Annotated in this window: 21 protein-coding genes and 1 pseudogene; 9 read left to right on the forward strand and 13 right to left on the reverse strand. The window is 69.1% G+C overall.

Features of this window, described 5'->3' with window-relative positions:
- Positions 1–12 precede the first annotated feature (12 nt).
- A complete protein-coding gene (locus tag LGI35_RS06070) occupies positions 13–1,026 on the forward strand; it encodes an iron-containing redox enzyme family protein (protein ID WP_227292866.1) in 1,014 nt (337 codons plus the stop codon).
- A 407-nt stretch (positions 1,027–1,433) separates the two neighbouring features.
- On the opposite strand, the gene LGI35_RS06075 is transcribed toward LGI35_RS06070, so the two are convergent.
- On the reverse strand, positions 1,434–1,610 hold the full coding sequence (locus LGI35_RS06075) for a CsbD family protein (protein ID WP_227292867.1): 177 nt from the start codon (positions 1,608–1,610) through the stop codon (positions 1,434–1,436).
- Between the two features lie 1,726 nt (positions 1,611–3,336).
- Between LGI35_RS06075 and LGI35_RS06080 the strand changes: the two genes are divergently transcribed.
- Positions 3,337–3,510, forward strand: coding sequence for a hypothetical protein (locus LGI35_RS06080; protein ID WP_227292868.1), 174 nt, complete (start codon positions 3,337–3,339; stop codon positions 3,508–3,510).
- 396 nt (positions 3,511–3,906) lie between these two features.
- On the opposite strand, the gene LGI35_RS06085 is transcribed toward LGI35_RS06080, so the two are convergent.
- Positions 3,907–4,437 (reverse strand): hypothetical protein, encoded by a 531-nt coding sequence (locus LGI35_RS06085; RefSeq protein WP_227292869.1) that lies wholly within the window; start codon positions 4,435–4,437, stop codon positions 3,907–3,909.
- Positions 4,438–4,695: 258 nt separating this feature from the next.
- On the opposite strand from LGI35_RS06085, the gene LGI35_RS06090 reads away from it, so the two are divergent.
- The 3 genes and pseudogenes from LGI35_RS06090 (at position 4,696) to LGI35_RS06100 (ending at position 8,821) form a co-directional block, all read left to right on the forward strand.
- Positions 4,696–5,127, forward strand: a complete 432-nt coding sequence (locus LGI35_RS06090; RefSeq protein ID WP_227292870.1) for a hypothetical protein — start codon at positions 4,696–4,698, stop codon at positions 5,125–5,127.
- Positions 5,128–5,541: 414 nt separating this feature from the next.
- Positions 5,542–7,725: pseudogene (gene helR / locus LGI35_RS06095) on the forward strand (RNA polymerase recycling motor ATPase HelR).
- A 247-nt stretch (positions 7,726–7,972) separates the two neighbouring features.
- Positions 7,973–8,821, forward strand: coding sequence for an aldo/keto reductase (locus LGI35_RS06100; protein WP_227292871.1), 849 nt, complete (start codon positions 7,973–7,975; stop codon positions 8,819–8,821).
- Between the two features lie 39 nt (positions 8,822–8,860).
- Here LGI35_RS06100 and LGI35_RS06105 read toward each other — a convergent pair whose 3' ends face one another.
- From LGI35_RS06105 to LGI35_RS06115, 3 genes are all read right to left on the reverse strand, one after another.
- A complete protein-coding gene (locus tag LGI35_RS06105) occupies positions 8,861–9,844 on the reverse strand; it encodes a quinone oxidoreductase family protein (RefSeq protein ID WP_227292872.1) in 984 nt (327 codons plus the stop codon).
- Between the two features lie 34 nt (positions 9,845–9,878).
- The gene (locus LGI35_RS06110) at positions 9,879–10,292 is read right to left on the reverse strand and encodes a (R)-mandelonitrile lyase (RefSeq protein WP_227292873.1); all 414 of its coding nucleotides are present in this window, start codon (positions 10,290–10,292) and stop codon (positions 9,879–9,881) included.
- 80 nt (positions 10,293–10,372) lie between these two features.
- On the reverse strand, positions 10,373–10,714 hold the full coding sequence (locus LGI35_RS06115; RefSeq protein ID WP_227292874.1) for a carboxymuconolactone decarboxylase family protein: 342 nt from the start codon (positions 10,712–10,714) through the stop codon (positions 10,373–10,375).
- A 150-nt stretch (positions 10,715–10,864) separates the two neighbouring features.
- Between LGI35_RS06115 and LGI35_RS06120 the strand changes: the two genes are divergently transcribed.
- From LGI35_RS06120 to LGI35_RS06135, 4 genes are all read left to right on the forward strand, one after another.
- A complete protein-coding gene (locus LGI35_RS06120) occupies positions 10,865–11,266 on the forward strand; it encodes a hypothetical protein (protein ID WP_227292875.1) in 402 nt (133 codons plus the stop codon).
- A 115-nt stretch (positions 11,267–11,381) separates the two neighbouring features.
- A complete protein-coding gene (locus LGI35_RS06125; RefSeq protein WP_227300212.1) occupies positions 11,382–12,605 on the forward strand; it encodes an RNA-guided endonuclease InsQ/TnpB family protein in 1,224 nt (407 codons plus the stop codon).
- A 66-nt stretch (positions 12,606–12,671) separates the two neighbouring features.
- Positions 12,672–13,049, forward strand: coding sequence for a GNAT family N-acetyltransferase (locus LGI35_RS06130; protein ID WP_227292876.1), 378 nt, complete (start codon positions 12,672–12,674; stop codon positions 13,047–13,049).
- Between the two features lie 326 nt (positions 13,050–13,375).
- Positions 13,376–15,685 (forward strand): MMPL family transporter, encoded by a 2,310-nt coding sequence (locus tag LGI35_RS06135; protein WP_227292877.1) that lies wholly within the window; start codon positions 13,376–13,378, stop codon positions 15,683–15,685.
- Between the two features lie 87 nt (positions 15,686–15,772).
- Here the strand turns inward: LGI35_RS06135 and LGI35_RS06140 are convergent, their stop codons facing one another.
- From LGI35_RS06140 to LGI35_RS06170, 8 genes are all read right to left on the reverse strand, one after another.
- Positions 15,773–16,564, reverse strand: a complete 792-nt coding sequence (locus LGI35_RS06140) for an inositol monophosphatase family protein (protein ID WP_227292878.1) — start codon at positions 16,562–16,564, stop codon at positions 15,773–15,775.
- Between the two features lie 91 nt (positions 16,565–16,655).
- A complete protein-coding gene (locus tag LGI35_RS06145; RefSeq protein WP_227292879.1) occupies positions 16,656–18,029 on the reverse strand; it encodes an NtaA/DmoA family FMN-dependent monooxygenase in 1,374 nt (457 codons plus the stop codon).
- Between the two features lie 21 nt (positions 18,030–18,050).
- Complete coding sequence (locus LGI35_RS06150; RefSeq protein ID WP_227292880.1) at positions 18,051–19,283, reverse strand: LLM class flavin-dependent oxidoreductase; 1,233 nt, start codon at positions 19,281–19,283, stop codon at positions 18,051–18,053.
- 74 nt (positions 19,284–19,357) lie between these two features.
- Entirely contained in the window at positions 19,358–19,474 is a 117-nt protein-coding gene (locus tag LGI35_RS46370; protein WP_324903494.1) for a putative leader peptide, read from the reverse strand.
- Between the two features lie 162 nt (positions 19,475–19,636).
- The gene (locus LGI35_RS06155; protein WP_100594425.1) at positions 19,637–19,861 is read right to left on the reverse strand and encodes a hypothetical protein; all 225 of its coding nucleotides are present in this window, start codon (positions 19,859–19,861) and stop codon (positions 19,637–19,639) included.
- A gap of 149 nt (positions 19,862–20,010) precedes the next feature.
- The gene (locus LGI35_RS06160) at positions 20,011–20,601 is read right to left on the reverse strand and encodes a cysteine hydrolase family protein (RefSeq protein WP_227292881.1); all 591 of its coding nucleotides are present in this window, start codon (positions 20,599–20,601) and stop codon (positions 20,011–20,013) included.
- 92 nt (positions 20,602–20,693) lie between these two features.
- Entirely contained in the window at positions 20,694–21,815 is a 1,122-nt protein-coding gene (locus LGI35_RS06165) for a C45 family autoproteolytic acyltransferase/hydrolase (protein ID WP_227292882.1), read from the reverse strand.
- A gap of 64 nt (positions 21,816–21,879) precedes the next feature.
- Positions 21,880–23,325 carry a purine-cytosine permease family protein gene (locus tag LGI35_RS06170; protein ID WP_227292883.1) on the reverse strand — a complete coding sequence of 482 codons (1,446 nt, stop codon included), beginning with the start codon at positions 23,323–23,325 and terminating at the stop codon, positions 21,880–21,882.
- Positions 23,326–23,694: the final 369 nt, after the last annotated feature.

The raw sequence follows: 23,694 nt of genomic DNA on the forward strand, positions 1-23,694 counted from the left end.
AAGGACCGCCTCATGCATCCGGACGGCCAGGAGCCACGCGGTCACAGCCCCCCGCTCCCCCAGCCCCGGGGCGACTTGTCGGCCACAGTGCTCAAAGCGCTCGGCGGTGCCGCCACGACGCCACTGCCGCTCGCATTGCCGCGCGCTGTCGACCCATACGGAGACGATCTCCAGCTCGCTCTCTACGTTCTCTACGAACTGCACTACCAAGGCTTCGACGGCGTCAGCGACGAACACGAGTGGAACCCGGCGCTGCTCGCCCTGCGCGGTCTGCTCGAACAGCGCTTCCTCGAGGCGCTGCGCACTGACGTGCCGCCACGGACCGATGCCGACGAGTCCCTCGCCCCGCTTCTGGTGGAACCCGTCGGTCACGACGAGTCGAGCGTCAGCCACTACCTGCAGAGGGACGGCACGTTGGATCAGCTCAGGGAGTACGCAGCCGTGCGCTCGCTGTATCACCTCAAGGAAGCCGACCCTCACGCCTGGGTTCTCCCTCGTCTGCACGGCCGCGCCAAAGCCGCCATGGTGGCCGTCGAGTTCGACGAGTTCGGCGCGGGACACGCGGAGGACATCCACGCCCAGCTCTTCGCCGACCTCATGGCGGACCTCGGCCTGCGCACCGCCTACGGACACTATGTCGACACGGCGCCGGCGGAAGCCCTGGCCACCGTCAACGTCATGTCTCTGTTCGGCCTCCACCGTGCTCTGCGCGGTGCCCTGGTGGGGCACTTCGCCGCTGTCGAAGTAGCGTCGCCCCCCGGCTCGCGGCGACTGGCCTCGGCCATGCGGCGTACCGGCGCGGGACCGGCCGCGGCCCGCTTCTACGACGAGCACGTGGAGGCCGACGCGGTCCACGAACAGGTGGTGCGTCGCGATGTCATCGGCGGGCTGCGAACAAGCGAACCCATGCTCGAGCCCGACATCGCCTTCGGCGTCCAAGCCACCGTCTTCCTGGAAGAACGCCTCGGACGACAGCTCTTGGGAGCCTGGCGCGATCAGCGCAGCGCGCTACGCACGCCGCTGTAGCAGCTGACCCGCCTGTTGGGTCCCCCTGCTGACCCAGAGCCCTTTCGTTCCTGGGATGGGGCCGCCCGGTCGAGGACTCGCAGACCACGACGGAAAGGACGAAGAGGCGGAGACACAGTGAGGGGCATCTCGGGCTGCATGCTCGCCGTGCCGGCGGTGCTTCTGGCCGGTGCATTGGCGGTGGATGTCGTCCCGGGGGGGGCATGGTCGGCGGTCGGCACGGCAACCGATGCCTTCACCGACCACTCCGGGTATCTGATCGTTCAGAATCAGGTTCTCGTCATCGCCGGATCCTGCCGGCCGGATGGGAGGACACGCTCCGGATGGCCGACGCAGCACGCTGCTGCGGGTGCGGGCAGCCTCAACCCCGGCAGCCATGGCGGCTGCCGGAACCATGAGCGGCGCGTCTACTTGGGCTTGATGGCGTCCTTGGTCTTCTCCTTGGCCGCACGCAAGTCACCCTTGGACTCTTCGGCGTGTCCCTTGGCCTTCAGGGACTCGTTGCCGAGTGCACCACCGACGGCCCTCTTGACCTTGCCCTTGATCTGCTCGCCCTTAGCCTTAGCCTTCTCGTCCCCAGCCACTGCCACTCACACCCTGCCTCGCTCGAAATAGGTTCGATCTCTCGAGTCACCCCAAAATACAATTTTAAACCGGATGCTCCACGGACTTTTCACAGCCCCGAATTCTTTAACAACGGCTACGGTTCAGGTGGGATCGGAAGCGAGAAGCGTCGGAATGTCGGCTGATGTGTGCGGAAGCGGGCGGTAGACGACGCTGAGCCGGTTTCAACCTGGCTTGCGAGATCGCCGGTTGGGGTTGCGCCGGCAATCGTTGGGAGGCGAAGGTCGCCGAGGTCGAGCGGGAATGCGATGCCGATGACTGAGCAGATACCCGACCAGCGCGTCGCGTGGACGACCGTCGGCAGTGTAGGAAAATTGGCACGCTCCGGCTGGACTACGAGCTTGCAGGCTTCGCCGAGACCCTCGGTGACGTGATCGGCTTCGTCAAGTGGCGAGTCATCGAGACCGCAGGTGCTTCAAGCAGTACATCCGGCGCCGTTGGTGCGACGGTTGTCGCCGCTTCCGGCCATCGGGACACTCAGCCCCTGCAGTGCCGCTGCAAGAAGCGGTGGGCCGGGGCACCACTGCCAGGCCCGTACATGGCGCACACTCGTACGTGGTCAGAGCCTGCCCGAGGCCAAACCATGTCGCCGGCCACGTGGCGACGAAGATCCCCCACGGGTCCGCCTGGTCGATGCCCATCGGTTCCGCCTTCGTCGACGTCACCCATGGCACAACGGACACCGATGGTCAGGCTGGCAACGGCGTTCGCGTGTTGGCTGCGTAGGCCCCTGCCTTACCGAAACTCGATGCTCATGGCTCTCCTCTCGACGCGACGGCTGAACTTCCCCCGCCACCTACAAGACAGCCGTACGCCTGTGGGACACACGCCGGGTCCTCACGTCCTCGTTTCGGTGAGAGCGGGCCGCAGGCCGATATGCGGCAGGCCACGGCCCAGGCCTTCGACCTGTTGGCCGGTGAGACGCCGCGAGGAGCACACACCGCTATCTTCGACATGACGGCCTGTGCTCATCGCCGCACACTGAGATGCCGCATGGCCTAATCACTCCTGGGCACTGGAGAGCGGGACGGCAGGCCCTCACCCGGCGATCCCAAGCCGCGCGGTCCAGCGGGAGCCACGAGGGGACCAACGACGTGCGACGACAGCGTCCCCAAGGAACTGTTCGCGTCCGCCGCCCAGGACGCCCTACGCGACCTCCACCGAACCCCCGACGACCGGACCGCGCCGGCACACTGGCCGGCTGCGACATTCTCGTTCCTGAACCGACTGAGCCCAATACTCACGACCAGCCGGAAGACGGCCGGCTGCCCCTCCCCCTGATCGACGACCACCACACCTGCAGGCCGTCCCCGTCTTCACATCGGCGCAGCGACTGGGTCAGGCGCTCGCCGACATTCTCGTGAGTCACCACATACAACTGGGACCGCCGGCAGCCAACTGGCCCACCAAGACCTGGCGTTCCTCATCGATCCCGGCCACCGCGACGGTCTGATCCTCACCAGTCAAGGCGTACGAGCGGACGTGACTCCGACCCTCGTGACGTGAGGTTCCCCGACCGGGTGGCGGCGAACTCGTGGTAGCAAAGGTGCACTATCACGTGCCGATAATCGGGGGCGGATGATACGGGGCGACTCACCTGGCCCCTTTCTTGTTCCCCGCGGCGCTTGTGTTTTTGTCCCCTGTCTCACGGGCACACGGTCAGTGAGGCTCCGTGGAGGTATCGAGATGACTACCGTAGAGAGAGCCAAGGCAAAAGCCGAACAGATCGTCGGAAAGTCCGTGCGGAAGGCGGCTCACGCAGCGCACAAAGAAACCCTTGCAGCAAAAGGTGCCGCTCTCGAAGCACGAGGAATGATGCGGGGCGCGAAGGAGCACTCCAAGGGTTTCCTCAAGCGCTGACGCAATCATGACATAGGACATCAGGAGCTTCCGCGAAGGCCGCAAGCTGCCAGCTGCCACGTGACGCCCGGTACTCGATTCGCTCGTAGGCTGCAGGCCTGCCCGGTTCGCGGCCGGCCCAGGCCCCAGCCGCGGCTCGACGACGCCACGGCCGGAGGCGTCCTGGTAGACGGGGTTTTCCGCTGGTTACGAAAACGGACGTTCAGATGTGCACAGGCCACCGCAGTACCGTGTCCGGCCGTACCGGCAGGCGCATGCCGTGCAGCACCTCGTGGGGCAGCGGTGTGAGGCGTGCGGCGAGCACGGTCCGGTCCTCGGGAGCGAACCTCGCTTTCTCCGGGCCGAGTTGCCGTCTCTGCACTTCTTGCGGTGGGGAACGTAGGTGCTCCGCAGCTCTCATTGCCCGCCGAGCCGGACCGCAACAACCACGTACAGGCTCGCGGACGTCGTCAGAAGCAGAAAGGCGAGAGCCGTGTGGACAACGAGCCCTCGTCCCGGGGCGAGGTCCAGGTATGTCCGGGCTGCTCGGCTCACCCGGGGGCGGGGGACTCCTCGCGCGGCGTTCGCGTCGGCCTTCTCGATCGCTCGGCGCAGCTTCCCGCGGGATCTCGTCGTCGTGATGCCCAGGCGCACACCATGGGCGTCGCACACCACCACGGTGCGGTGCGGGCCGCCGTACGAAAAGGTCGTGAGCAGGCGGACGGTGGTGATCCGGTTCAGGTCGACGGAGCGTTCGCCGGTCAGCGTGCGTGCGGTCAGGTGCGATGACGAGTGCCGGAACGGGGCTCGTTCCTCGCACAGTTCGGTGAGGAAGACGGGGCCGATGATCCCGCACAGCAGGCCGAGCACGATCGGTGTCCCTTCGGGGACTGCACCGGTACGGGCCAGTCCGTAGCCGGCGAGGGGCAGCAGAAGGACAGCCACCACCAGTCCCGATCCCACGCGCGCACGCGCCACGCTGCGAGTTGTGCTTGCTTCCACTGACTCCCCCGTCTCTACCGAAGGCACCAGCATGCCCGCACGGTGAGTCCTGCCGCACTACCTGTGTCCGGCAATCTTCGACGCAAGAACCCGCCGGTGGCGGGCGCCGTACGTAAAACCGATACCTCCGCCAGATTGTCCATCAGGTCCGTTCTCCCGTTCGTTCCAAGCCTGTTGGGCCTGCCGAGAGGCACGACCTGTTCGGTGTCGGTGAGTTCGCCGGTGATCGCCTGGGTGGCGGCGACCATGGCGGTGAGGGAGACGGTGCCCTCGGCTCCCTCGATGGACGTGACGAGCATCGGTGAGGACGCAGACCGTGGCGCCGCGTTCGTGGGCCCGCCCTGGGCGTGGCCCGGTGCGACAGCCCGACGGCGCTCCTGGCCCGCGCCACCTCCTGGCCGCCTTCACGAACGGCTCGACCTGCGTGCCCAGGTGCAGCCCGCCGCCGACCTGATCCGCTCCGCCACCACGACCGCCGCGCGCCTCTTGCGCGAGGAAGGCCGGGTGGGCACACTCGCCGTCGGCGCACAGGCCTACTGCTGGTCCCAGGGCGGCAGCCCGCTCGAGGACATCCCGGTCCTGACGAAGCCTCGGGAACATCTCCGGCATGTCATCAAGGCGGGCACGCCCATGTGACGTACGCGAGCACCCACGGCACGCTTCGACCGCTGCCGCGGGAGCGTTGCGTGGCGCGTCGCCACCGCTTGAAGGAATGCTCGTCCATGGAGAGCGAGAAAGGCCCTCAGAGAACAAGAAAGCAGAGAACAAGAAAGGCAAGGAGGTCTTCCCACTCCTTGCCACTCTTAACTTATAGCGCACTGGGGGGCTTGCGGCAAGGCCCCCACCATCCCGCACAATCGCTGGCCGAGGCTCGAACCTGCGGAAATGGGAGATCAACGAAGTGCATGTGTTGTTGTCGATCGACGGGTCGCGCGGTGGCGCCGAGCCGGTGGTGGGACCCGCGTCGCCGGTGTGGACGCTCGGTGCCGAGGTGCGCGTGTGCGCACCGTCGGACTTCGCAGACGTGACCTCGGATCGGAGCTGATGGCATTGACCTCCACGACCACCAGTGCGTTCGCACTCCCCGAGCGTCTCGCCTCCAAGGCCGACGCGACCCTGATCGCCGGCGACGAGGCACACTTCGCGGCCATCGCGAGCAGCCTCGACCAGACGATCACCGAACTCTCCGACCGTCTCGACGCCCTGCGCAGGGCCCCCGGCGGCATCGGCCGCGAGGCCATGGACCGGGACTCGAAGATCCACCGGCTGACCGGCCGCCTGCGCGCCCTGCGCCGCTTCGGCCTGGACCTGTGCCTGGGCCGTGTCGTCGGCGCGGACGCCGCCGAGCCCCTTTACATCGGGCGGCTCGGCCTCACCGACAGCTAGGGGCGCCGACTGCTCGTCGACTGGCGCTCCCCCGCCGCCGAGCCCTTCTTCGGGGCGACCCACGCCCACCCGATGGGCCTGGCCAGCCGCCGCCGGTACCGCTGGACCGGCGGCCGGATCAGCGACTACTGGGACGAGGTGTTCACCGCCGACGGCCTGGAGCAACGCGCCGCGCTCGACGACCAGTCCGCGTTCATCGCCAGCCTGGGCAGCAACCGGTCGGCTCGTATGCGCGACGTCCTCGGCACCATCCAGGCCGACCAGGACGCCATCATCCGCGCCGGTTCGCGCGGCGCCCTCGTCGTCGACGGCGGCCCCGGCACGGGCAAGACCGTCGTCGCCCTGCACCGCTCCGCGTACCTCCTCTATTCCGACCCGCGCCTCAGTCACCGTCGGGGCGGTGTGCTGTTCGTCGGTCCGCACCGGCCCTACCTGGACTACGTGGCCGATGTCCTGCCCAGCCTCGGAGAGGACGGCGTACAGACCTGCATCCTGCAGGACCTCGTCGCCGAGGGCGCCGCGGCGACCGTGGAGACCGACCCGGACGTGGCCCGCCTGAAGTCCTCCGCGGACATGGTGCGAGCGATCGAGAAGGCCGTCAGGTTCTACGAGGAGCCGCCCACCCAGGGCATGACCGCCACGACGGCCTGGTCCGACATCTGGGTGAGCGCCGACGACTGGGCCGAGGCCTTCAAGGCGCCGGGGCCGGGCGCTCCGCACAACGAGGCGCGCGAGCAGGTCTGGGAGGAACTGGCCTCGATCCTCATGGACAAGCAAGGCATGAACGAGGACGAGGACGGCGTCTCCCCCGATCTGTTCCTGCGGTCACTGCGGCAGGACCGGGATCTGGTCGCCGCCCTCAACAGCGCGTGGCCGCTGCTCGAGGCCGCCGACCTGGTCTCCGACCTGTGGACGGTCCCCGCCTACCTGCGCATGTGTGCCCCCTGGCTCGACCGCGACGACGTGGCCAAACTGCAGCGCAAGGACGCTCCCCAGGCCTGGACGGTGTCCGACCTGCCGCTCCTGGACGCGGCGCGGCAGCGGCTCGGTGACCCGGAGGCCGCGCGGCGCAAGCGGCAGCACGACGCCGCGGTCGCCGCCGAGCGCGAGCGCATGGCCCTCGTCATCGACGACATCATCTCGGCGGCCGACTTCAACTCGGCCGGCGACGACAGTGAGGGCGCGGTGCGGATGCTGCGCGGGAAGGACCTCCAGGACAGCCTGATCGACGAGAGCGCGCTGCCCACCGCCGACCCGGACCGGCTCGCGGGACCGTTCGCGCACATCGTCGTGGACGAGGCGCAGGAACTGACCGACGCGGAGTGGCAGATGCTGCTCCTGCGCTGCCCGTCCCGGAGCTTCACCATTGTCGGTGACCGCGCCCAGGCGAGGCACGGGTTCACGGAGTCGTGGGAGGAACGTCTGGAGCGGGCCGGGCTCGACCGGATCAAGCAGGCCTCTCTGACCATCAACTACCGCACTCCGGAAGAGGTCATGACGGAAGCCGAGCCCGTCATCCGGGCCGAGCTCCCCGACGCCAACGTGCCGACATCCATCCGCAGCAGCGGCGTCCCCGTCGTCCACGGACCGGTCACGGACCTGGACTCGATCCTCGGCACGTGGCTCGCCGCACACGACGACGGGATCGCCTGCGTCATCGGCGCCCCCGCCTTCCGGGCGTCGTCACGCGTCCGGTCCCTGACCCCGGAGCTGTCGAAGGGCCTCGAGTTCGACCTGGTCGTCCTCGTCGACCCGGAGGAGTTCGGCGACGGTATCGAGGGAGCGGTCGACCGCTATGTGGCGATGACCCGGGCGACGCAGCAGCTCGTCGTCCTGACGAGTTCCTGACCGGGGAGAGGCCGGTGTGACCGCCGGCGCGGGGTGCGTGCCCGAGCCTGCCGCGTACGTGGCGGGCTCGGGCACACCGTCGTATCGGTCGGCGTGCATCAGGTGCGGTCGTCGACGAGATGGACCCGAGGTCCATCAGAGCGTGCCGGGGCATTGCCCCGTACGGCCGCGTGGCCTCCGGTTGCGCGCGCACCCGCCGCGCCGGGGAATGGCGAGGAGAGGAATTCCACCCACGTAAGGAACCCCCATGCAGAACGTCCTCCTCAACAACGGCGTCGAGATGCCGATCCTCGGATTCGGTGTCTACCAGATCCCGCCCGAGCAGACCGAGCAGGCGGTCAGCGACGCCCTCGCCGCCGGCTACCGGTCCCTCGACACCGCGGCCGCCTACGGCAACGAAGAGGCCGTAGGCCGTGCGATCAAGGCCAGCGGCATCCCGCGCGAGGACCTTTTCGTGACCACCAAGCTGTGGATCTCCAGCGCCGGCGAGGAGAACGCCGGGCGCGCCTTCCACACGTCGCTGCGAAAGCTGGGCCTCGACAACCTCGACCTGTACCTGATCCACCAGCCCTTCGGCGACGTCTACGGCTCCTGGCGTGCCATGGAGGCCTTGCACCGCGAGGGCGTCGTCCGGGCCATCGGCGTCTCGAACTTCTACCCCGACCGGCTCGTGGACCTGATCGACCACAACGAGATCACTCCGGCGGTCAATCAGATCGAGACCCACCCGTTCAACCGGCGTACCGCCGACCAGAAAGTCATGCGCGAGCGCGGGGTCCAGATCGAGTCGTGGGGACCCTTCGCCGAAGGCCGCAACAACCTCTTCACCGATCCGGTGCTCAGCGGGATCGGCGCCGCGCACGGCAAATCCGTGGCGCAGGTCGTGCTGCGCTGGCTCATTCAGCGGCGCGTGGTCGTGATTCCCAAGTCGGTCCGCGCCGACCGCATGGCGGAGAACCTCGACGTCTTCGACTTCGAGCTCACCGACGACCAGATGGCGTCCATCGACGCCATGGACACAGGTGAGTCGCTGTTCTTCGACCACCGTGACCCGGAGGTCGTCAGCCGCTTCGGCAAGCTCCAGCCGAACACCTGACCCGCGCGCTCCGACATGGCCCCCGCTGCGCGTCCGGACTCAGGGCATCGACAGGACGACCTTGCCGTGAGCCTGGTGCGTGCGCAGGCGGGCGGCCGCCGTGTTGGCCTGGTCGAAGGGCAGGGTGGTGTCGATGACCGGGCGGATACGTCCCTCTGCCACCGCGGGCAGCACCTGGGGCGTCAACTCGGCCATGACCGCACCGAGTTCGGCCGCGCGTGTGAAGCCGAACGACACCCCGCGCAGGCGCAGGTGCCGGTACGACAGGGCGTCCAGGTCGATGGTGGACCGCGCCTGACCCAGCCGGCCGATGTTGACGACGTGGCCGTCGACGCGGGTGGCGGGCAGGCAGTCGGCGAAGGTCTGTCCGCCGACATGGTCGAGGACCACGTCCACGCCGTCCTGCCCGGTCGCCTCCAGCACCGTCTGCGTCAGATCCTGTTCGTCGGTGACCACGACGACGTCCGCGCCCGTCCGCGTCAGCAGCTCGCGCCTGGCCGCCGAACGGGTCGTGGCGATGACCGTCCCCGCGCCGATCGCCTTGGCGATCTGCACGCCGATGAGGCCGATGCCGGACGAGGCCGCGGTGATCAGCACCGACTGCCCGGCCTGGAAGGAGCCGGCTCTCAGGGCCCCGTGCTCGGTCAGCAGCCCCGTCGGCAGGGCCGCCGCCTCGTCGTATCCGACGCCGTCGGGAATCGGGAGGACGTGCCGGTGATCGGCGAGTACGTACTGCGCGAAGCTCCGCGCTGTCGTGCCCATCACCCGCTCGCCGACGGCCGGACCGTGCACCCCCTCGCCCACGGCCGCGATCTCACCGGCGAACTCGAAGCCCGCCACATACTCCTTGCCCGTGCCGTTCGCGGGGTCGGCCGCGTCCAGCATCGCGGTGTCGGCGTTGTTGAACGCCACCGCCTCGGTGCGTACGAGGACCTGGCCGGGGGCGGGATCGGGTACGGGCACCTCCCGGTACTCCCAGTCCGGGCCGGTGCCGCCGAACAGCGCGGTCATCGTCCTCGGCATGTGTGCGCTCCTTCGTTCAAAGGGACTGCGGGGGTCAACGGCCGCTGGTGCGCGGGCCGTTGTACGTCGCGTCGGAGACCTTCTCCAGCCAGGTGGTCTCCTCGGTGCCGTCGCCGGCGCCCTCCCACAGTGCGAGGTGCTCCATGAAGCGGTCCGGGGTGGCGCCGTGCCAGTGCTCCTCGCCGGGCGGGCACGCGACGGTCTGGCCGGGGTGGGCCTCGAGGATCGTGCCGCCGCGGGTGCCGATCAGTGCGGTGCCGGAGACGACGTGCAGGGTCTGGCCGACTGCGTGGTGGTGCCAGTCGGTGCGGGCACCGGGCGAGAAGCGCACCATGTTCATGCGCATGCGCGAGGGCTCCTCGCCGGAGTAGATGACGTCGAACCAGACGTCTCCGGTGAACCGGTCACCGGGGGCCTTGAAGGTGGCCTGCTGCTTCAGCAGTTCCATGGGGCGTGCTCCTTGGTCGTACGGGTCGGACGGCGCCGGTCGTGCGGGCCAGACGTAGTCGTGGGCGACGTCCAGGTGTTTCAGTTCTCGTCCGCGCTCTGCGCCGCGGATTCGACGATGCTCTTCAGCTGCCCGGCCGCGCCCATCGCGTTGGGCCACCCGGCGTAGAAGGCGAGGTGCGTGATCGCCTCGACCAGCTCGTCCTCGCCGAGTCCGTTCTCCATCGCCAGCTTCAGGTGGAAGCCGAGCTGGTCGGTGCGGTACAGGGCGGTCAGAGCGGTGACGGTGATCAGGCTGCGGTCCCGCGGCGACAGGCCCGGGCGCTCCCAGATGTCGCCGAACAGCACCTGGTCGGTGAGGTCGGCAAGCTTGGGTGCGATGTCGCCGATGGCCTTCCGCGCTGCGGACTGCCTTTCTGCCATGTCGTGCTCCTCGTGGTGCCGATAGCGGCGATGAATGTGGCGCCAGGAACGAGATTGGCACCCTTGCGCGCGCCCACAAAGAGGAGACTTTCGTCCTGGGAGAGGAACATCCTGGGAGGAAACTCTCCCCCTCGGCAGCACAATGTCTCAGTGCTCACGCTCACCGACATCGCCGGGGACCCGCTGGTCCTGACCAGCCGGCTGCGTCTGCGCGACGGTTCGAAGGCCGTACTGCGCCCTCTCGTCCACTCCGACGTCGAGAGCCTGGCCGGCTTCCTCGAGGGACTCTCCCCGGAGTCGAGACGGCTGAGCACCTTCGACGGATACGACCTCGCGGCGGCCGAGAACTGTGGGCAGCGATCACGCGCCACCGGGATTCATTTGCAGTGCATCGGGCTTCAGCCCGCTCGTGAAGCGAATCTGGCGATCGCGCCGCGGAGCGTCACGGCGTCCCTCCCTGCGGAGCAGGGAGGGACGTGTGGTCCTGTGGACTGCTGGTGTGCAGCATCCTGGCTCGCCTCCCGCCCGGCCTTCGCCCCGCGCATCCAGTGATCATTGGCGGGCACGATGGGTCGAACTTGAGCGCGAGCGTCAAACAGGAGGACGATCGTGATCAGTTCAGATCTTCTGGGCCGGTGCCCGTGAGGGTGCACCTAGGGTGACGTTCATGCAGCTGCGGTACGCGTTCCGGCTCTACCCGGAATCGGGTCAACGCCTCGCGTTGGGCCGGGCGTTCGGGTGCGCGCGGGTCGTGTTCAACGATGCGGTGCGTGCCCGGAAGGACGCCCACGCGGCGGGTCTGCCGTATCCGAAGGCCGCCGAGCTGTCCCAGACCCTGATCACCCAGGCCAAGCGGACCGTGGAGCGGTCTTGGCTGGGCGAGGTGTCCTCGGTGGTGCTCCAGCAGTCCCTGCGGGATGTGGAGGCCGCCTACCGGGCGTTCTTCGCCTCCCTCAAGGGTGAGCGTAAGGGCGCGAGGGTGGGTGCGCCGCGGTTCAAGTCGCGCAAGGACTCGAGGCAGTCGATCCGGTTCACGGCCAACGCCCGCTGGTCGATCACCCTGGGCGGCCGGCTGAACCTGCCGAAGATCGGCGAGGTGCGGGTGAAGTGGTCCCGCACTCTGCCCGTGGTGCCGTCCTCGGTCACCGTGATCAAAGACTCGGCGGGCCGGTACTTCGCAAGCTTTGTCATCGACACCGACCCGGTCGCCGACGCCGCGCGGATGCCCGCCACCGACCAGGCCATCGGCATCGACCTGGGCCTGACCCACTTCGCGGTGCTGTCCGACGGCACGAAAATCGACTCCCCGCGGTTCCTGCGCCGGGCCGAGAAGAAACTCAAGAAGGCCGGACGGGAACTGTCCCGCAAGCGGAAGGGCTCGAAGAATCGGGCCAGGGCCCGGCTCAAGGTTGCCCGCGCGCATGCGCAGGTCGCCGATGCACGCAAGGAGTTCCACCATCAGCTCTCCACCCGGTTGATCCGCGAGAACCAAGCGATCGCCGTGGAAGACCTGTCGGTCAAGGGCCTTGCGCGCAGCAAACTGGCCAAGTCCGTCCATGACGCGGGCTGGTCACAGTTCGTGACCATGCTCGCCTACAAGGCGGCCCGGTACGGGCGGACCTTTGTCAAGATCGGTCGGTTCGAGCCCACCAGCCAGGTGTGCTCGACCTGCGGACACCGCGACGGGTCCAAACCCCTGCACGTCAGGGAGTGGACCTGCCCCGCCTGCGGCACCCGGCATGACCGGGATGTCAACGCCGCCAAGAATGTGAAAGCGGCCGCCGGACTGGCGGTAACGGCCTGCGGAGCGAAGGTAAGACCAGAACCCGTTCTGGCACAGCGCGAAGAAACAGGAAGCCACGGAATCCCGGCAGGAAGCCGTGCCGCATAGCGGCACAGCCACCCGCGGGACGGCCAGAATCCTCGCGTTTCGACCCGAGGAGCATGTCAAGACAAATTGCGGCTGGTACTCGAAGACAGGTCCTCCGAGCGCATCGTCGGCCTGTTCGAGCTGAGCCTCGCGCTCACCGCCGGCGACATCGCGCGCTACCGTGCGGCCGGGATCCACCTCTCCGAGCAGACCGACTGCCGCTTCGGCCCCACGCTGGGCGACGCGTACCAGGGCAGCGGGGTGGGCTCGCTCGTCCTGCCGCCCGTCATGGATGCCGTGCGGCGGCTCGGCAGGAGGCGGGTCATCCTCTGGGGTGGTGTCCTCGCCGACAACGCTCGGGCGCTGCGCTTCTACGAGAAGAACGGGTTCCAGCGCGTCGGCCCCTTCACCGGGCCGGACGGCACGCTGTCGCTGGACATGATCCTTTCACTCGCCTGCGCCTGACTCCACAGCCCACCTGACCTGCGCAGACACCGAGGTCGTTCACGGGCCCGGAGCCGGCGGCGGACTCGTCCTCAGGTCCCCGCCTCCACCCCCCTCCTGCACCCATCGCTCTACAAAAGGGGTCCGCCGGTCATACCGGGGGATGACCGGCGGCCGCGTCCGACTACCGCAGGCGTGGGCCGGAGTCCGTCCCGGAGTCTGACATCCGGGCTCCGGAATGCGGCGACGATAGAGGGAGAAATCCTGCTGACTTCCCTGACGTGCCACGGGCACCGCCGGGCGGTCGCCCCTGCCTCCGCCTCCACCCGACGGGAGTCTCTTTCGCCGTGGCTACCTTCCTTTACAAACTAGGGCGCCTTTCCTTCAGGCGGCGCCGCTATGTGGCGCTCCTGTGGGTGCTGCTCCTGGGCGGCATCGGATACGCGTCCTCGGCGGCGCCCGCGCCGCCCGCCGACTCGTTCTCCATGCCGGGCACGGACTCCCAGAAGGCCTTCGACCTGCTCGACGAGCGCTTCCCCGCCGCCAGCGCGGAGGGCGCGACGGCTCGCGTCGTCATCCGTGCGCCGGAGGGCGAGAAGATAACCGACCCCGCCGCGAAGGCGGAGGTCAACCAGCTTGTCGCAGCGCTCGGCAAGGGGCCGCAGGTCGCCGGCGTGGCCGACCCGTACAAGGCGAACGCCGTCAGCAAGGACGGCACCACCGCGTACGCGTCCGTCACCTACAAGGTGATCTCGACGGAGCTCACGGACAAGACCCATGACGCGCTGACGGACGCCACCGACAAGACCCGCGCGGAGGGCTTCACGGTCGAGACGGGCGGTGACGCCGTCCAGGCCGAGCAGGAGATGGGCGGATCGGCCGAGCTCATCGGCATCGCCGTTTCCGCGGTCGTCCTCGTCATCACCTTCGGCTCGCTGATCGCCGCCGGACTTCCGCTGCTGACCGCCATCATCGGCGTCGGTATCGGTGTCTCCGGCATCGCCGCCCTGGGCAGCGTCCTCAACCTCTCGGGCACGACCTCGACGCTGGCGATGATGATCGGGCTCGCGGTCGGGATCGACTACGCCCTCTTCATCGTCTCCCGCTACCGAGCCGAGATCGCCGAGGGCCGAGAACCGGAGGAAGCGGCGGGCCGGGCCGCCGGAACCGCGGGCTCCGCGGTGGTCTTCGCCGGGCTGACCGTGATCGTGGCTCTGGCGGGTCTGTCGGTCGTCAACATCCCCATGCTCACCAAGATGGGCCTCGCGGCCGCGGCCACGGTGGCCATCGCCGTGCTCATCGCGCTCACCATGATCCCCGCGCTGCTCGGCTTCGCGGGCAAGCGCGCCCTGCGCCGCAAGGATCGCAAGAACCTCAAGAGCCGCGCGGACAGCAAGGATGGCAAGGACAGGGGCCTCACGAAGCCGGGCGCCTCGCACGGCACCACGGACGCCGAGAGCACCAAGCCCAACCTCGGCACCCGCTGGGCGCGCCTCGTGCTGCGCCGCCCCGTCACCGTGCTGCTGATCGGTGTACTCGGTCTGGGCGCGGTCGCCGTCCCGGCGACGAGCCTGGAACTCGGGCTGCCCGACGAGGGGACGTCGGCGCCGGACACCACACAGCGCAAGGCGTACGACTTGCTGTCCGAGTCGTTCGGAGCGGGCTTCAACGGCCCGCTGATGGTCACCGTAGACACGGGCGGAACCAAGGACGCCGCAGCCGCCGCCAAGACGGTGGGCACGTCCCTCGCCAAGGTCGACGGCGTGGCGGCGGTCACGCCCGCCTCGGTGAACCCGGCCGGTGACACGGCGATCATCACGGTCGTCCCGACCACGGGCCCGAGTGACCACAGGACCGAGGAACTCGTCAGGACGATCCGCTCGAAGGCGAGCGGTCTGGAGGCGGACACCAAGTCCGATGTCCTGGTCACCGGGCAGACGGCGATGACCATCGACTTCTCGCAGACTCTCGACGACGCTCTCCTGCCCTACTTGGGTCTCGTCGTCGGGCTCGCCTTCCTGCTGCTGATGCTGGTCTTCCGCTCGGTTCTCGTCCCGCTGAAGGCGGCGCTGGGCTTCCTGCTGTCGGTCGCCGCGGCGCTCGGCGCCGTCGTCGCCGTGTTCCAGTGGGGCTGGCTCGCGGACGTCGTCGGCGTCGACCAGCCGGGCCCCATCATGTCGATGATGCCGATCTTCATGATCGGCGTGGTGTTCGGCCTGGCGATGGACTACGAGGTGTTCCTCGTGACGCGGATGCGCGAGGCGTACGTCCATGGGGCCCGCCCCGCCGAGGCGGTCGTCACCGGCTTCAAGCACGGCGGACGGGTCGTCGGCGCGGCCGCGGTCATCATGATCAGTGTCTTCTCCGGCTTCATCATGGAGAACGACGACATGATCAAGATGATGGGCTTCGGGCTCGCCATCGCGGTGTTCTTCGACGCCTTCGTCGTCCGCATGGCCATCGTCCCGGCGGTCCTCGCCCTGCTCGGCAAGTCGGCCTGGTGGCTGCCGCGTTGGCTCGACAAGCTCCTGCCCAACATGGACGTCGAGGGCGAGAAACTGCACAAGTCGCTCGCGCCGTCGTCGTCACGGGCCGCAGAGGACGAGGGCAGGGACAAGGACGAGGAGGAGCGGGAACTGGAGCCGGTACGCGGCTGATCCCACGCGGTGCGGCCCCGTCCGGGACCACTCCCCGCCACAAGCCCGCCGCCCCGGTGACCACGGTCACCGGGGCGGCGGCTTGTCTCAGCTGCGGATCATCGACATCAACTGCCCATGGGTCTCGGCGTCGGCGGCCGCCACAAGTCCCCGCCCCCCGGCCCCGGGCGGGGCGCCGTCGATCCCGGTGACGACGCAGCCGGCGGCCCGGCACAGGGCGATGCCTGCGGCGAAGTGCACACTCCCGGTGAGGTCAGCGCCGTCGGTGATGTACGCGGCGCGCTTGCCGGCCGCGACCCAGGCCAGCGCCAGCGTCGTCGACACGACCCGGGGCCGGAACCGCTCGACGAACGCGGGGTGGGCCAGTAGGTCGACGGCCCGGAAGCCGGGCTGGTTGATGAACGGCGGGTCCAGGTTGACGTCCACGAGCGAGGTGGCGGACGAAGGGGTCAGCGGCTCGTCCACCCCGTCGCGCCGTACCCACGCGCTCGCCCCGTCCGTGAAGAACACCTCGCCGCTGAACGGGTCGGCCACCGCCGCCGCCCCCTCGCGCAGGGCCACGTTGACGGCAACGAGCATGCTGCCGGCGGCGTAGTTCAGCGTGCCGCACAGCGGGTCCACCAGCCACTGGCGCGCGGCGTCGGCCGTACCCTGCTGCCCGCCTTCCTCACCGACCACCGCGTCGTCGGGGCGGGCGGCGCGGATGACGTCGACCATTGCCTTCTCGGCTTCCACATCGGCGGCGGTGGCAAAGTCCCCCGCGCCCTTGTCGATGCGGGTGAGGCGTCGCCCGTACAGACTGCGCACCACATCGGCACCGGCACTCGCGGCGGCTGTCGCGACCACGGAATCGTCAGAACTCGCAGATGAGTTGATCACGCGGTGCAGAGTATCGGGCGGCGCCGGAGACGGCGGCGGGAAGGCCACCGCCGTCTCCGGCACGGGTGCGCGTCGTGTGGTGGACGGGCCGTTACGACGCCACTCGCCGGGTCCCGGCTTCCACAGCGCTCGGCTCCTTCAGGCCCAAGTGGTCGCGCAGGGTGCTGCCCTCGTACTCGGTGCGGAACACCCCGCGTTCCTGGAGCAGCGGGACGACCTGGTCGGCGAAGACGTCGAGGCCGCCGGGGGTGATGTGCGGGACGAGGATGAAGCCGTCGGCCGCGTCCGCCTGGACGAACTCGTCGATGGTCTCGGCGACCGTGGCCGGGGAGCCGACGAAGGACTGGCGGTTGCCGGTCTCGATGACGAGATCGCGGATCGACCACTTGTTGGCGGCCGCGCGCTCCCGCCACTCACGGGCCGTGGCCAGCGGGTCACGGTACATGCGGACCTGGGCGCGGCCGCGTGCGATGGTGTGCTCACCGAGGTCCGGGTCGATGTCGGGCAGCGGACCGTCCGGGTCGTAGCCGGACAGGTCACGGTTCCAGACGAACTCCAGGTGCTTGATCGCGGTGGCGCCGCTGACCTGCTGGCGGCGCACCTCACGGGCCAGCTCCGCCGCCTCCGCGTCGCTCTCGCCGAGCACGAACGTCGCGGCGGGCAGGATCAGGAGCTGGTCGTGCGTACGGCCGTGGCGGGCGAGGCGGCCCTTGACGTCCGTGTAGAACGCCTGCCCTTCCTTGAGGGTGCTGTACCGGCTGAAGATCGCGTCGGCGCTCGACGCCGCGAACTCGCGCCCCTCGTCGGAATCACCGGCCTGGAAGATCACCGGGCGGCCCTGCGGGCTGCGGGGGACGTTGAACTGCCCGCCGATGTCGAAGTGCTGTCCCTGGTGGACGAAGGCGCCGGCCCGGGCGTCGCGCAGGAAGGTACCGCTCTCCCGGTCGGCGACGATCTCGTCCCCGTGCCAGGAGTCGAACAGCTCGCTCGCGGTGGTCAGGAACTCCTTGGCTCGGGAGTACCGCTCGTCCTGCGGGAGGAACCCGCCGCGCCGGAAGTTCTCGCCGGTGAAAGCGTCCCAGGAGGTGACGACGTTCCACGCGGCACGCCCGTCGGAGAGGTGGTCGAGGCTGGCGAACTGGCGGGCGACCTCGTAGGGCTCGTTGAAGGTGGAGTTGATGGTGCCGGTCAGCCCGAGGTGCTCGGTGACCGCGGCGAGGGCGCTGAGGATCGTGAAGGTGTCGGGCCGCCCCACGACGTCCAAGTCATAGATTTCACCCCCCTGTTCACGCAGGCGCAGGCCCTCGGCCAGGAACAGGAAGTCGAACTTGGCCCGCTCGGCGGTCTGCGCGAAGTGCGCGAAGGAGCTGAACTCGACGTGGCTGCCTGCCTTCGGGTCGCTCCATACGGTGGTGTTGTTGACGCCCGGGAAGTGGGCCGCGAGGTGGATCTGCTTGCGAGGCATGTTGTCGGTGGTCCCTCCGGCTCAGACGGTGGCGGTGGCGGCGTAGCGGTTGGCGGGGCGTGTGAGCCCGAGGAGTCCGCGCAGGGTGTCGGCCTCGTACGCGCTCCGGAACGCTCCGCGCCGCTGCAGTTCGGGGACGAGCCCTTGGGTGATCGCGGGCAGGTCGTGGCCGACGACGCCGGGACGCAGCCGGAATCCGGTGAGGCCCGCCTGCTGCAACTCCTGCAACAGGTCGGCCAGTTGAGAGGGAGTGCCGGCAAAGATGCGGGCGTCACTGGTGTACGTGTAGCCCGCCAGGCCGTCGAGCCGTTCGCGCCGTGCCGCCGCCGCGGCCGGGTCGTCGTCCAGGAAGACCACCAGGTCCCCGAAGACGTGGACGGACTCGTCCGCCCGTCCGGCCGCGGCCTGTGCCGTACGGATCTCGTCGAGGACGGCACGCGCCTGATCCGCGTCGTGCGGGGTCACGAATCCGATGTCGGTGGAACGCGCGACGAGTTGGAACGGCACGCTCTTGTGGGCCAGGGCGCTGACGACCGGCTGGCCCTGGGGCGGCCTGGGGGTGATCGAGGGGCCTTTGACGCTGAAGTGCCTGCCCTCGAAGTCGATGTAGTGCAGCTTGTCGCGGTCGATGAAGCGGCCGGTGGCGACGTCCCGGATCTCCGCGTCGTCCTCCCAGCTGTCCCACAGCCGCCGCACCACTTCGATGTGGTCGGCCGCCTCGTCGAAGAGGTCGCCCGTCAGCTCCTTCACCTCCGGGCTGTCCAGGTCCTCGATACGGAGGGCGGGAAACGTACGGCGTCCGAAGTGCGCGGCCTCGTTGCGGCGGGCCGAGACCTGTACGCGCAGTCCCGCGCGCCCGGAGCTCACATAGTCGAGCGTGGCGATCGCCTTGGATATGTGGAACGGCTCCGTGTGTGTGGCCACCACGGTCGGGACGAGACCTATGTGCCGGGTCAGCGGGGCGACGCGGGCGGCGATGAGGACGGCGTCGAGGCGCCCGCGGACCTGGTCGGTGCGGGCATCGGGCTCCGTGAAGTGCGAGGACTGTGGCCCGAGTCCGTCCTCGATGGTCACGAAGTCGAGCAGCCCGCGCTCGGCCTCCTGGACGAGGTCGGCCCAGTAGCGGGCGGTGAACAGCTCCCTGGGCCGGGACACTTGCTCACGCCAGGCGGCCGGGTGCCAGCCGGCGCCGTCGAGGGCAACGGCGAGGTGCAGCACGGGGGTTGAAGAGGGCAGCAAAGAAGACGAGGACACGAAAGGGTGCCTTCCTGATCGACCGTACGAGATGAGCGACCCTCAGGCGGAGGGTGCGACGGCGAAGAATCCGATCAGGAACAACAGAGCGCGCCGGCGACGCGCTGGAGGTCGATGTGGGCGCGGGTGTACAGGTGCACTTGGCGGTACGGGGCAAGGACCAGGGCACACAGGCGGGACACCTGGGTCATGACCGCCCTCCCTCATCGCCGGCACACTGCATTGTCACCAAGAACGGTCCGCCCCCGCTGTCTGTTCCCGCTTCCGGCCCGAATCTCGCACGGATCCGGTCGTGTTGGTACCGGGAAAGGCCACGACTCGAAATCGGGAAGGGGTACGACTCCCCGGGCGGATCAGTCCTCGGCGCGATGAAGCCGGATCTCACGGTTCACGAAGAGGTGCACGTATCCGCACTTCCAGCAGATCAGGCCCGTCGCCGTCTCGTCCGCCCACGCCAGCTTCATGAACTCCATGCCGGTGCTGTTGAGCTTGATGCCCCGCTCACGGAAGAGTTCGCTGCGGCAGACCTGGCAGGTGATCCACATCTCCCCCAGCGACGCGCGTACCGGCTTGGCCATGTTCGTACTCCCCCGAGTCCGTCCGCCCACCCCGAACGGGGCAGCATGATCACCCTACCGCCCGGTAGCGCGTGACACCCCCACAGGCTTCATCTGCCCGACTGCGGGATGCCGTCGGCGAGTTGACCAGCGAGATGCGACCTGCGACATCAGCCGCTCTGCGCCAGGGAACCGACCCAGTCCTCGACGGTGACGACCTCCGCCCACTGCGGGAACAGTTTCCCGATGAGGAACCGGTGCACCTCCGGGTCGAGGTCGAGGCAGGCGTCCGACAGGACGGTGAGGCCGAAGTCCAGGTCATTGGCCTGGCACAGGGTGTGCAGCACCACGGCGCTGGTCGCGATGCCCGCCAGGACAAGGCTGTTGATGTCGCGAGCCCTGAGCACCGAGTCGAGGTCGCTGCCCGAGAACGCGCTCGCCCGTCTCTTGGTGACCACGATGTCGCCCGGCCGGGGCGCCACGTCGTCGTGGATCTCGGTGCCGGGATCCCCCTCGGTGAACAGGCCCGCCTGCAGAACGGTGGCGAGCGTTCTGTTGCGCGGGCTGACTTCGGGCTGACCCGGCCGTAGCCGCATGACCACGTAGATCACTGGAATGCCCGCCGCGCGGGCGCCCGCGATCGCCCCTTTCAGGCGAGCCAGATAACCGGATCCGTCGTCGGCGATGCGGACGACGTCCCGCTGGATGTCCATCACGAGCAGAGCGCTGTTCGCCTTCACCATGCTTGTCGTCTTCACCATGCTTGCCGGTCCCTTCCCTCACGGAGGCCATCGAGCGGGGCCTCCATGCAATCAGAAGAGCGCGAGAAGCAGGGTCCAGTGCGATGAAGGGTTCACCGCCTACCGGATGCGGTGTCCGAACCACACTGTGCCGCGAGGTGGCGCCAGGGCCGTGAACCCGAATCGGCCGGTGTGCCGTCCAGGACGCGGGCCGCGCATGTGGCCGGTTCGAGGATGACCGTGGCCAGGCTCGCCCACCGCTGCCCCTCGGGAAGTTTCATGTCGGGCAGGCAGGTGAGAGCCGCCTCGCCCTCTCCCGATATGAGGAGACCGACAAGGTCGTCGGGCGACTGCGGCAGAGCCGTGGGCGCCAGGCGCTTGCGGATGAGGTCGTAGCGCTCGCCGGAATCGGGCTGGTAGAGCCACGTCTTCTCCCCGGCCGCAGGGGCCGGCGTGAGGAAGTGGTTGGTGCGCACGAGCGTGCCCCGGTCGGAATCCACCGCGAACACACCCTCGGGACTCAGGTCGAGGAGTACGGACTCGGAGGTGTCGAAGAGGGCGAACGATCCCGACGAGGCGATCGGAGCGTCGCGCACGATCTCCACGGCCTCCGCCACGCTCCCGGCTTCCTCCAGGACGACGGCGGCCAGGACGTGCATGGGGACGCCACCGACGCCGTCTCGGCGGTGGCCGAGGATGTTGAAGTGCAGTGCGAGGCCTGCGCTGTTGATGCCGATCTTGCCGAGGATGCCGTGCTCGGTGAGGCCGACCACGTCGTGGGTGCCGCCGCGGGACTCCAGGGTGTGCCAGTAGGGGTTGAGCTCGACATGCCAGTCCCAGGTCTGGATGCCGAAGGTGCCGACGGTGCCGGCTGCGCCACCCGTGCGGCGGACGATCGTCGAGCATTCGCCGGGTGGGACGGTGGCGCTGCGAGCGAGTATCTCGGTGCGTGCGTTGAGCGCCGCGATGCGCCAGACGTCGGCACCGGCGCCGTGTGCGATGCCCTCGATCTCCGCCCGCGCGCGGGGGCGGAACGCGTCGATGACATCGAGCGCACGCTCGGCGTCGTCGCGGACCTCCTGCGGGCTGATGCCGCCGAGCCGGAAGAAGCGGTCGTAAGCGGCGATCCCTCCGGGAAGGGTGTCGCGCAGTCGCTCACCGCGGGCGGCTCCGCGCGCGAACGGGTCGGACGACGCGACCTCGACGTGGAGGCGTTCGGCGGGGCGGGCGATCATGACGGCGTTCTCCTCGCAGGGTGGGGGGATGTCGGGGCGCGGGGATGTAGCTGCCGCGCGTCGGTCACGCGCCCGCTTCACGGGTCACCGCGCGACGCCGGGTGCGCCCCAACACCCCGTACACGACGGCGGAGACCACGAGTCCCGCGACGAGGGACAGGTTCGCGCCGCCGAGCGACGACGCGACGGGGCCGGTCCAGAAGCTCGTACTCACGCACAGGACTCCGGCGAGAGCACCGGCGAGGAACGCCGCCACTCCCGCCCGGTGCACGCCCGCGTCGTACCAGAACGGGCTGCCGCGCCGCTCGTCGAGGAGTTGCGGGCCGTCGTAACGGTTGCGGCAGATCCAGATGTCGGCGACGTACACGCCGACCGCGGGCCCAGTGACCACGACTACGAGTTCGAGCATGGTGTTCACGCTGGTCAGGAAGTCGAAGACGAGGAGGGCGTACAGCGTCATCGCCGTGGCCAGGATGCCGATGATCAGGACGGCCGGGATCCGGCCGAGACGCACGCCGATGGACTGGAGGGTGAGACCCGCGCTGTACGCGGTCAGGCCGTTGTTGGCGACGGTGTTGAGGACGACCGCGATGACGAACACCGGGATGAACCAGCTCGGGAGGATCCCCTCGAGCGCCGCCTCCGGGTCGCTCATGTCGAGCGTGGTGGCGGCCAGGGCGCCTACGCCGGTGAAGAGCACGCTCGGCAGGAAGGCCCCGAGCGCCGTCCATCCCGCCACCGCCATCGGCTTGCTGTCGCGCGGCAGGTATCGCGCCAGGTCAGGACTGTTGCTGTACGAGAGGGGGGTGGACGCGATGATCGCGAAGCCGCCGACGAGCGTCACCCAGAGCTGCGCGCCGTGCAGGGACTCGGCGGGCCGGTAGGACCAGTCGGTGTGTCCCAGTACGTAGCCGCTGACGACGACGAACACGACGGTGAGGGCGACGCTCAGCACGGAGTACAGGCGCACGATCGTGGCGTGGCCGTACACGCTGACCACGAGGGTGGCCGCGGCGATGGCGCAGATGATGACGCCGTCGAGCACGGGACTGTCGGGGGCGCCGAGCCGCCGGGCGAGCCCGAACGCGGCGACCGAGGCTGCGGACCAGTTCAGCGCCAGATAGGCGGCGGAGATCAGCCAGCCCGTGAGCGCGATGACGGCCTTGTTCCCGAGGACTCCGTACATGGCCCGGGAGACGACCGAGCCCGTGGTGCCCGCGGCCGGCCCGCTGACGGCGAGGACTCCGGTGAGCGCCCACAGCAGGTTGCCGGCGACGATCACCGCCAGCGCCTGTCCGAGGGTGAGGCCCATCAGGACCAGCGCCGCGCCCACGACGAGGCTCAGGTAGCTCACGTTGGGCGCCGCCCACACTGCGAACAGCTCCCGGGGCCGGCCGTGCCGCTCCTCCTCCGGGATGTAGTCGATCCCGTGCGCTTCCAGCTGTCCGGCCTGTTCCACGGCCGTGGCCGTGTCACCGCCGGCGGTGGCTGTCAGGTCTCTGGTCGCCATCGCGTCCTCCCATGAAGCGTCACGGCATGACCGATCGACCCTATTGGCCGCATGCCCAATAGGGGAGATCTAATAGCGGAGGGTCGCGAGACGTCAAGGGTTCACCGGAAATACGTTCGCGGTACAACGGCAGCCGCACCGTCGATACGCCATGTTCAGGACGCGCCCGGACCCCGACGGGCGCCTCGGCCCTGACGCCCGCGGGACGAAGGACACCTCACGGACCGCGACGACGGAGGCGCCCGCGAAAGCTGCCGTCGCCGCCCGACCGGCCTGAGACACGAGAGCCGCCAGCCGCCAGAGCCGCCAGCCAGGGAACGAGCCGACGTCTGCCGCTCGGCATGCGACGGCTCGCTCCCCGACCTGGCG

Source organism: Streptomyces longhuiensis (genome assembly GCF_020616555.1).
In the GTDB taxonomy this organism is placed as follows: domain Bacteria; phylum Actinomycetota; class Actinomycetes; order Streptomycetales; family Streptomycetaceae; genus Streptomyces; species Streptomyces longhuiensis.

What these genes read in the sequence shown, in the direction of transcription:
- LGI35_RS06070 (WP_227292866.1), top strand. Translation starts at nt 13, where the DNA reads ATGCATCCGGACGGCCAGGAGCCACGCGGTCACAGCCCCCCGCTCCCC.
- LGI35_RS06080 (WP_227292868.1), top strand. Translation starts at nt 3,337, where the DNA reads ATGACTACCGTAGAGAGAGCCAAGGCAAAAGCCGAACAGATCGTCGGA.
- LGI35_RS06100 (WP_227292871.1), top strand. Translation starts at nt 7,973, where the DNA reads ATGCAGAACGTCCTCCTCAACAACGGCGTCGAGATGCCGATCCTCGGA.
- LGI35_RS06105 (WP_227292872.1), bottom strand. Translation starts at nt 9,844, where the DNA reads ATGCCGAGGACGATGACCGCGCTGTTCGGCGGCACCGGCCCGGACTGG.
- LGI35_RS06110 (WP_227292873.1), bottom strand. Translation starts at nt 10,292, where the DNA reads ATGGAACTGCTGAAGCAGCAGGCCACCTTCAAGGCCCCCGGTGACCGG.
- LGI35_RS06115 (WP_227292874.1), bottom strand. Translation starts at nt 10,714, where the DNA reads ATGGCAGAAAGGCAGTCCGCAGCGCGGAAGGCCATCGGCGACATCGCA.
- LGI35_RS06125 (WP_227300212.1), top strand. Translation starts at nt 11,382, where the DNA reads ATGCAGCTGCGGTACGCGTTCCGGCTCTACCCGGAATCGGGTCAACGC.
- LGI35_RS06145 (WP_227292879.1), bottom strand. Translation starts at nt 18,029, where the DNA reads ATGCCTCGCAAGCAGATCCACCTCGCGGCCCACTTCCCGGGCGTCAAC.
- LGI35_RS46370 (WP_324903494.1), bottom strand. Translation starts at nt 19,474, where the DNA reads ATGACCCAGGTGTCCCGCCTGTGTGCCCTGGTCCTTGCCCCGTACCGC.
- LGI35_RS06155 (WP_100594425.1), bottom strand. Translation starts at nt 19,861, where the DNA reads ATGGCCAAGCCGGTACGCGCGTCGCTGGGGGAGATGTGGATCACCTGC.
- LGI35_RS06160 (WP_227292881.1), bottom strand. Translation starts at nt 20,601, where the DNA reads ATGGTGAAGACGACAAGCATGGTGAAGGCGAACAGCGCTCTGCTCGTG.
- LGI35_RS06165 (WP_227292882.1), bottom strand. Translation starts at nt 21,815, where the DNA reads ATGATCGCCCGCCCCGCCGAACGCCTCCACGTCGAGGTCGCGTCGTCC.
- LGI35_RS06170 (WP_227292883.1), bottom strand. Translation starts at nt 23,325, where the DNA reads ATGGCGACCAGAGACCTGACAGCCACCGCCGGCGGTGACACGGCCACG.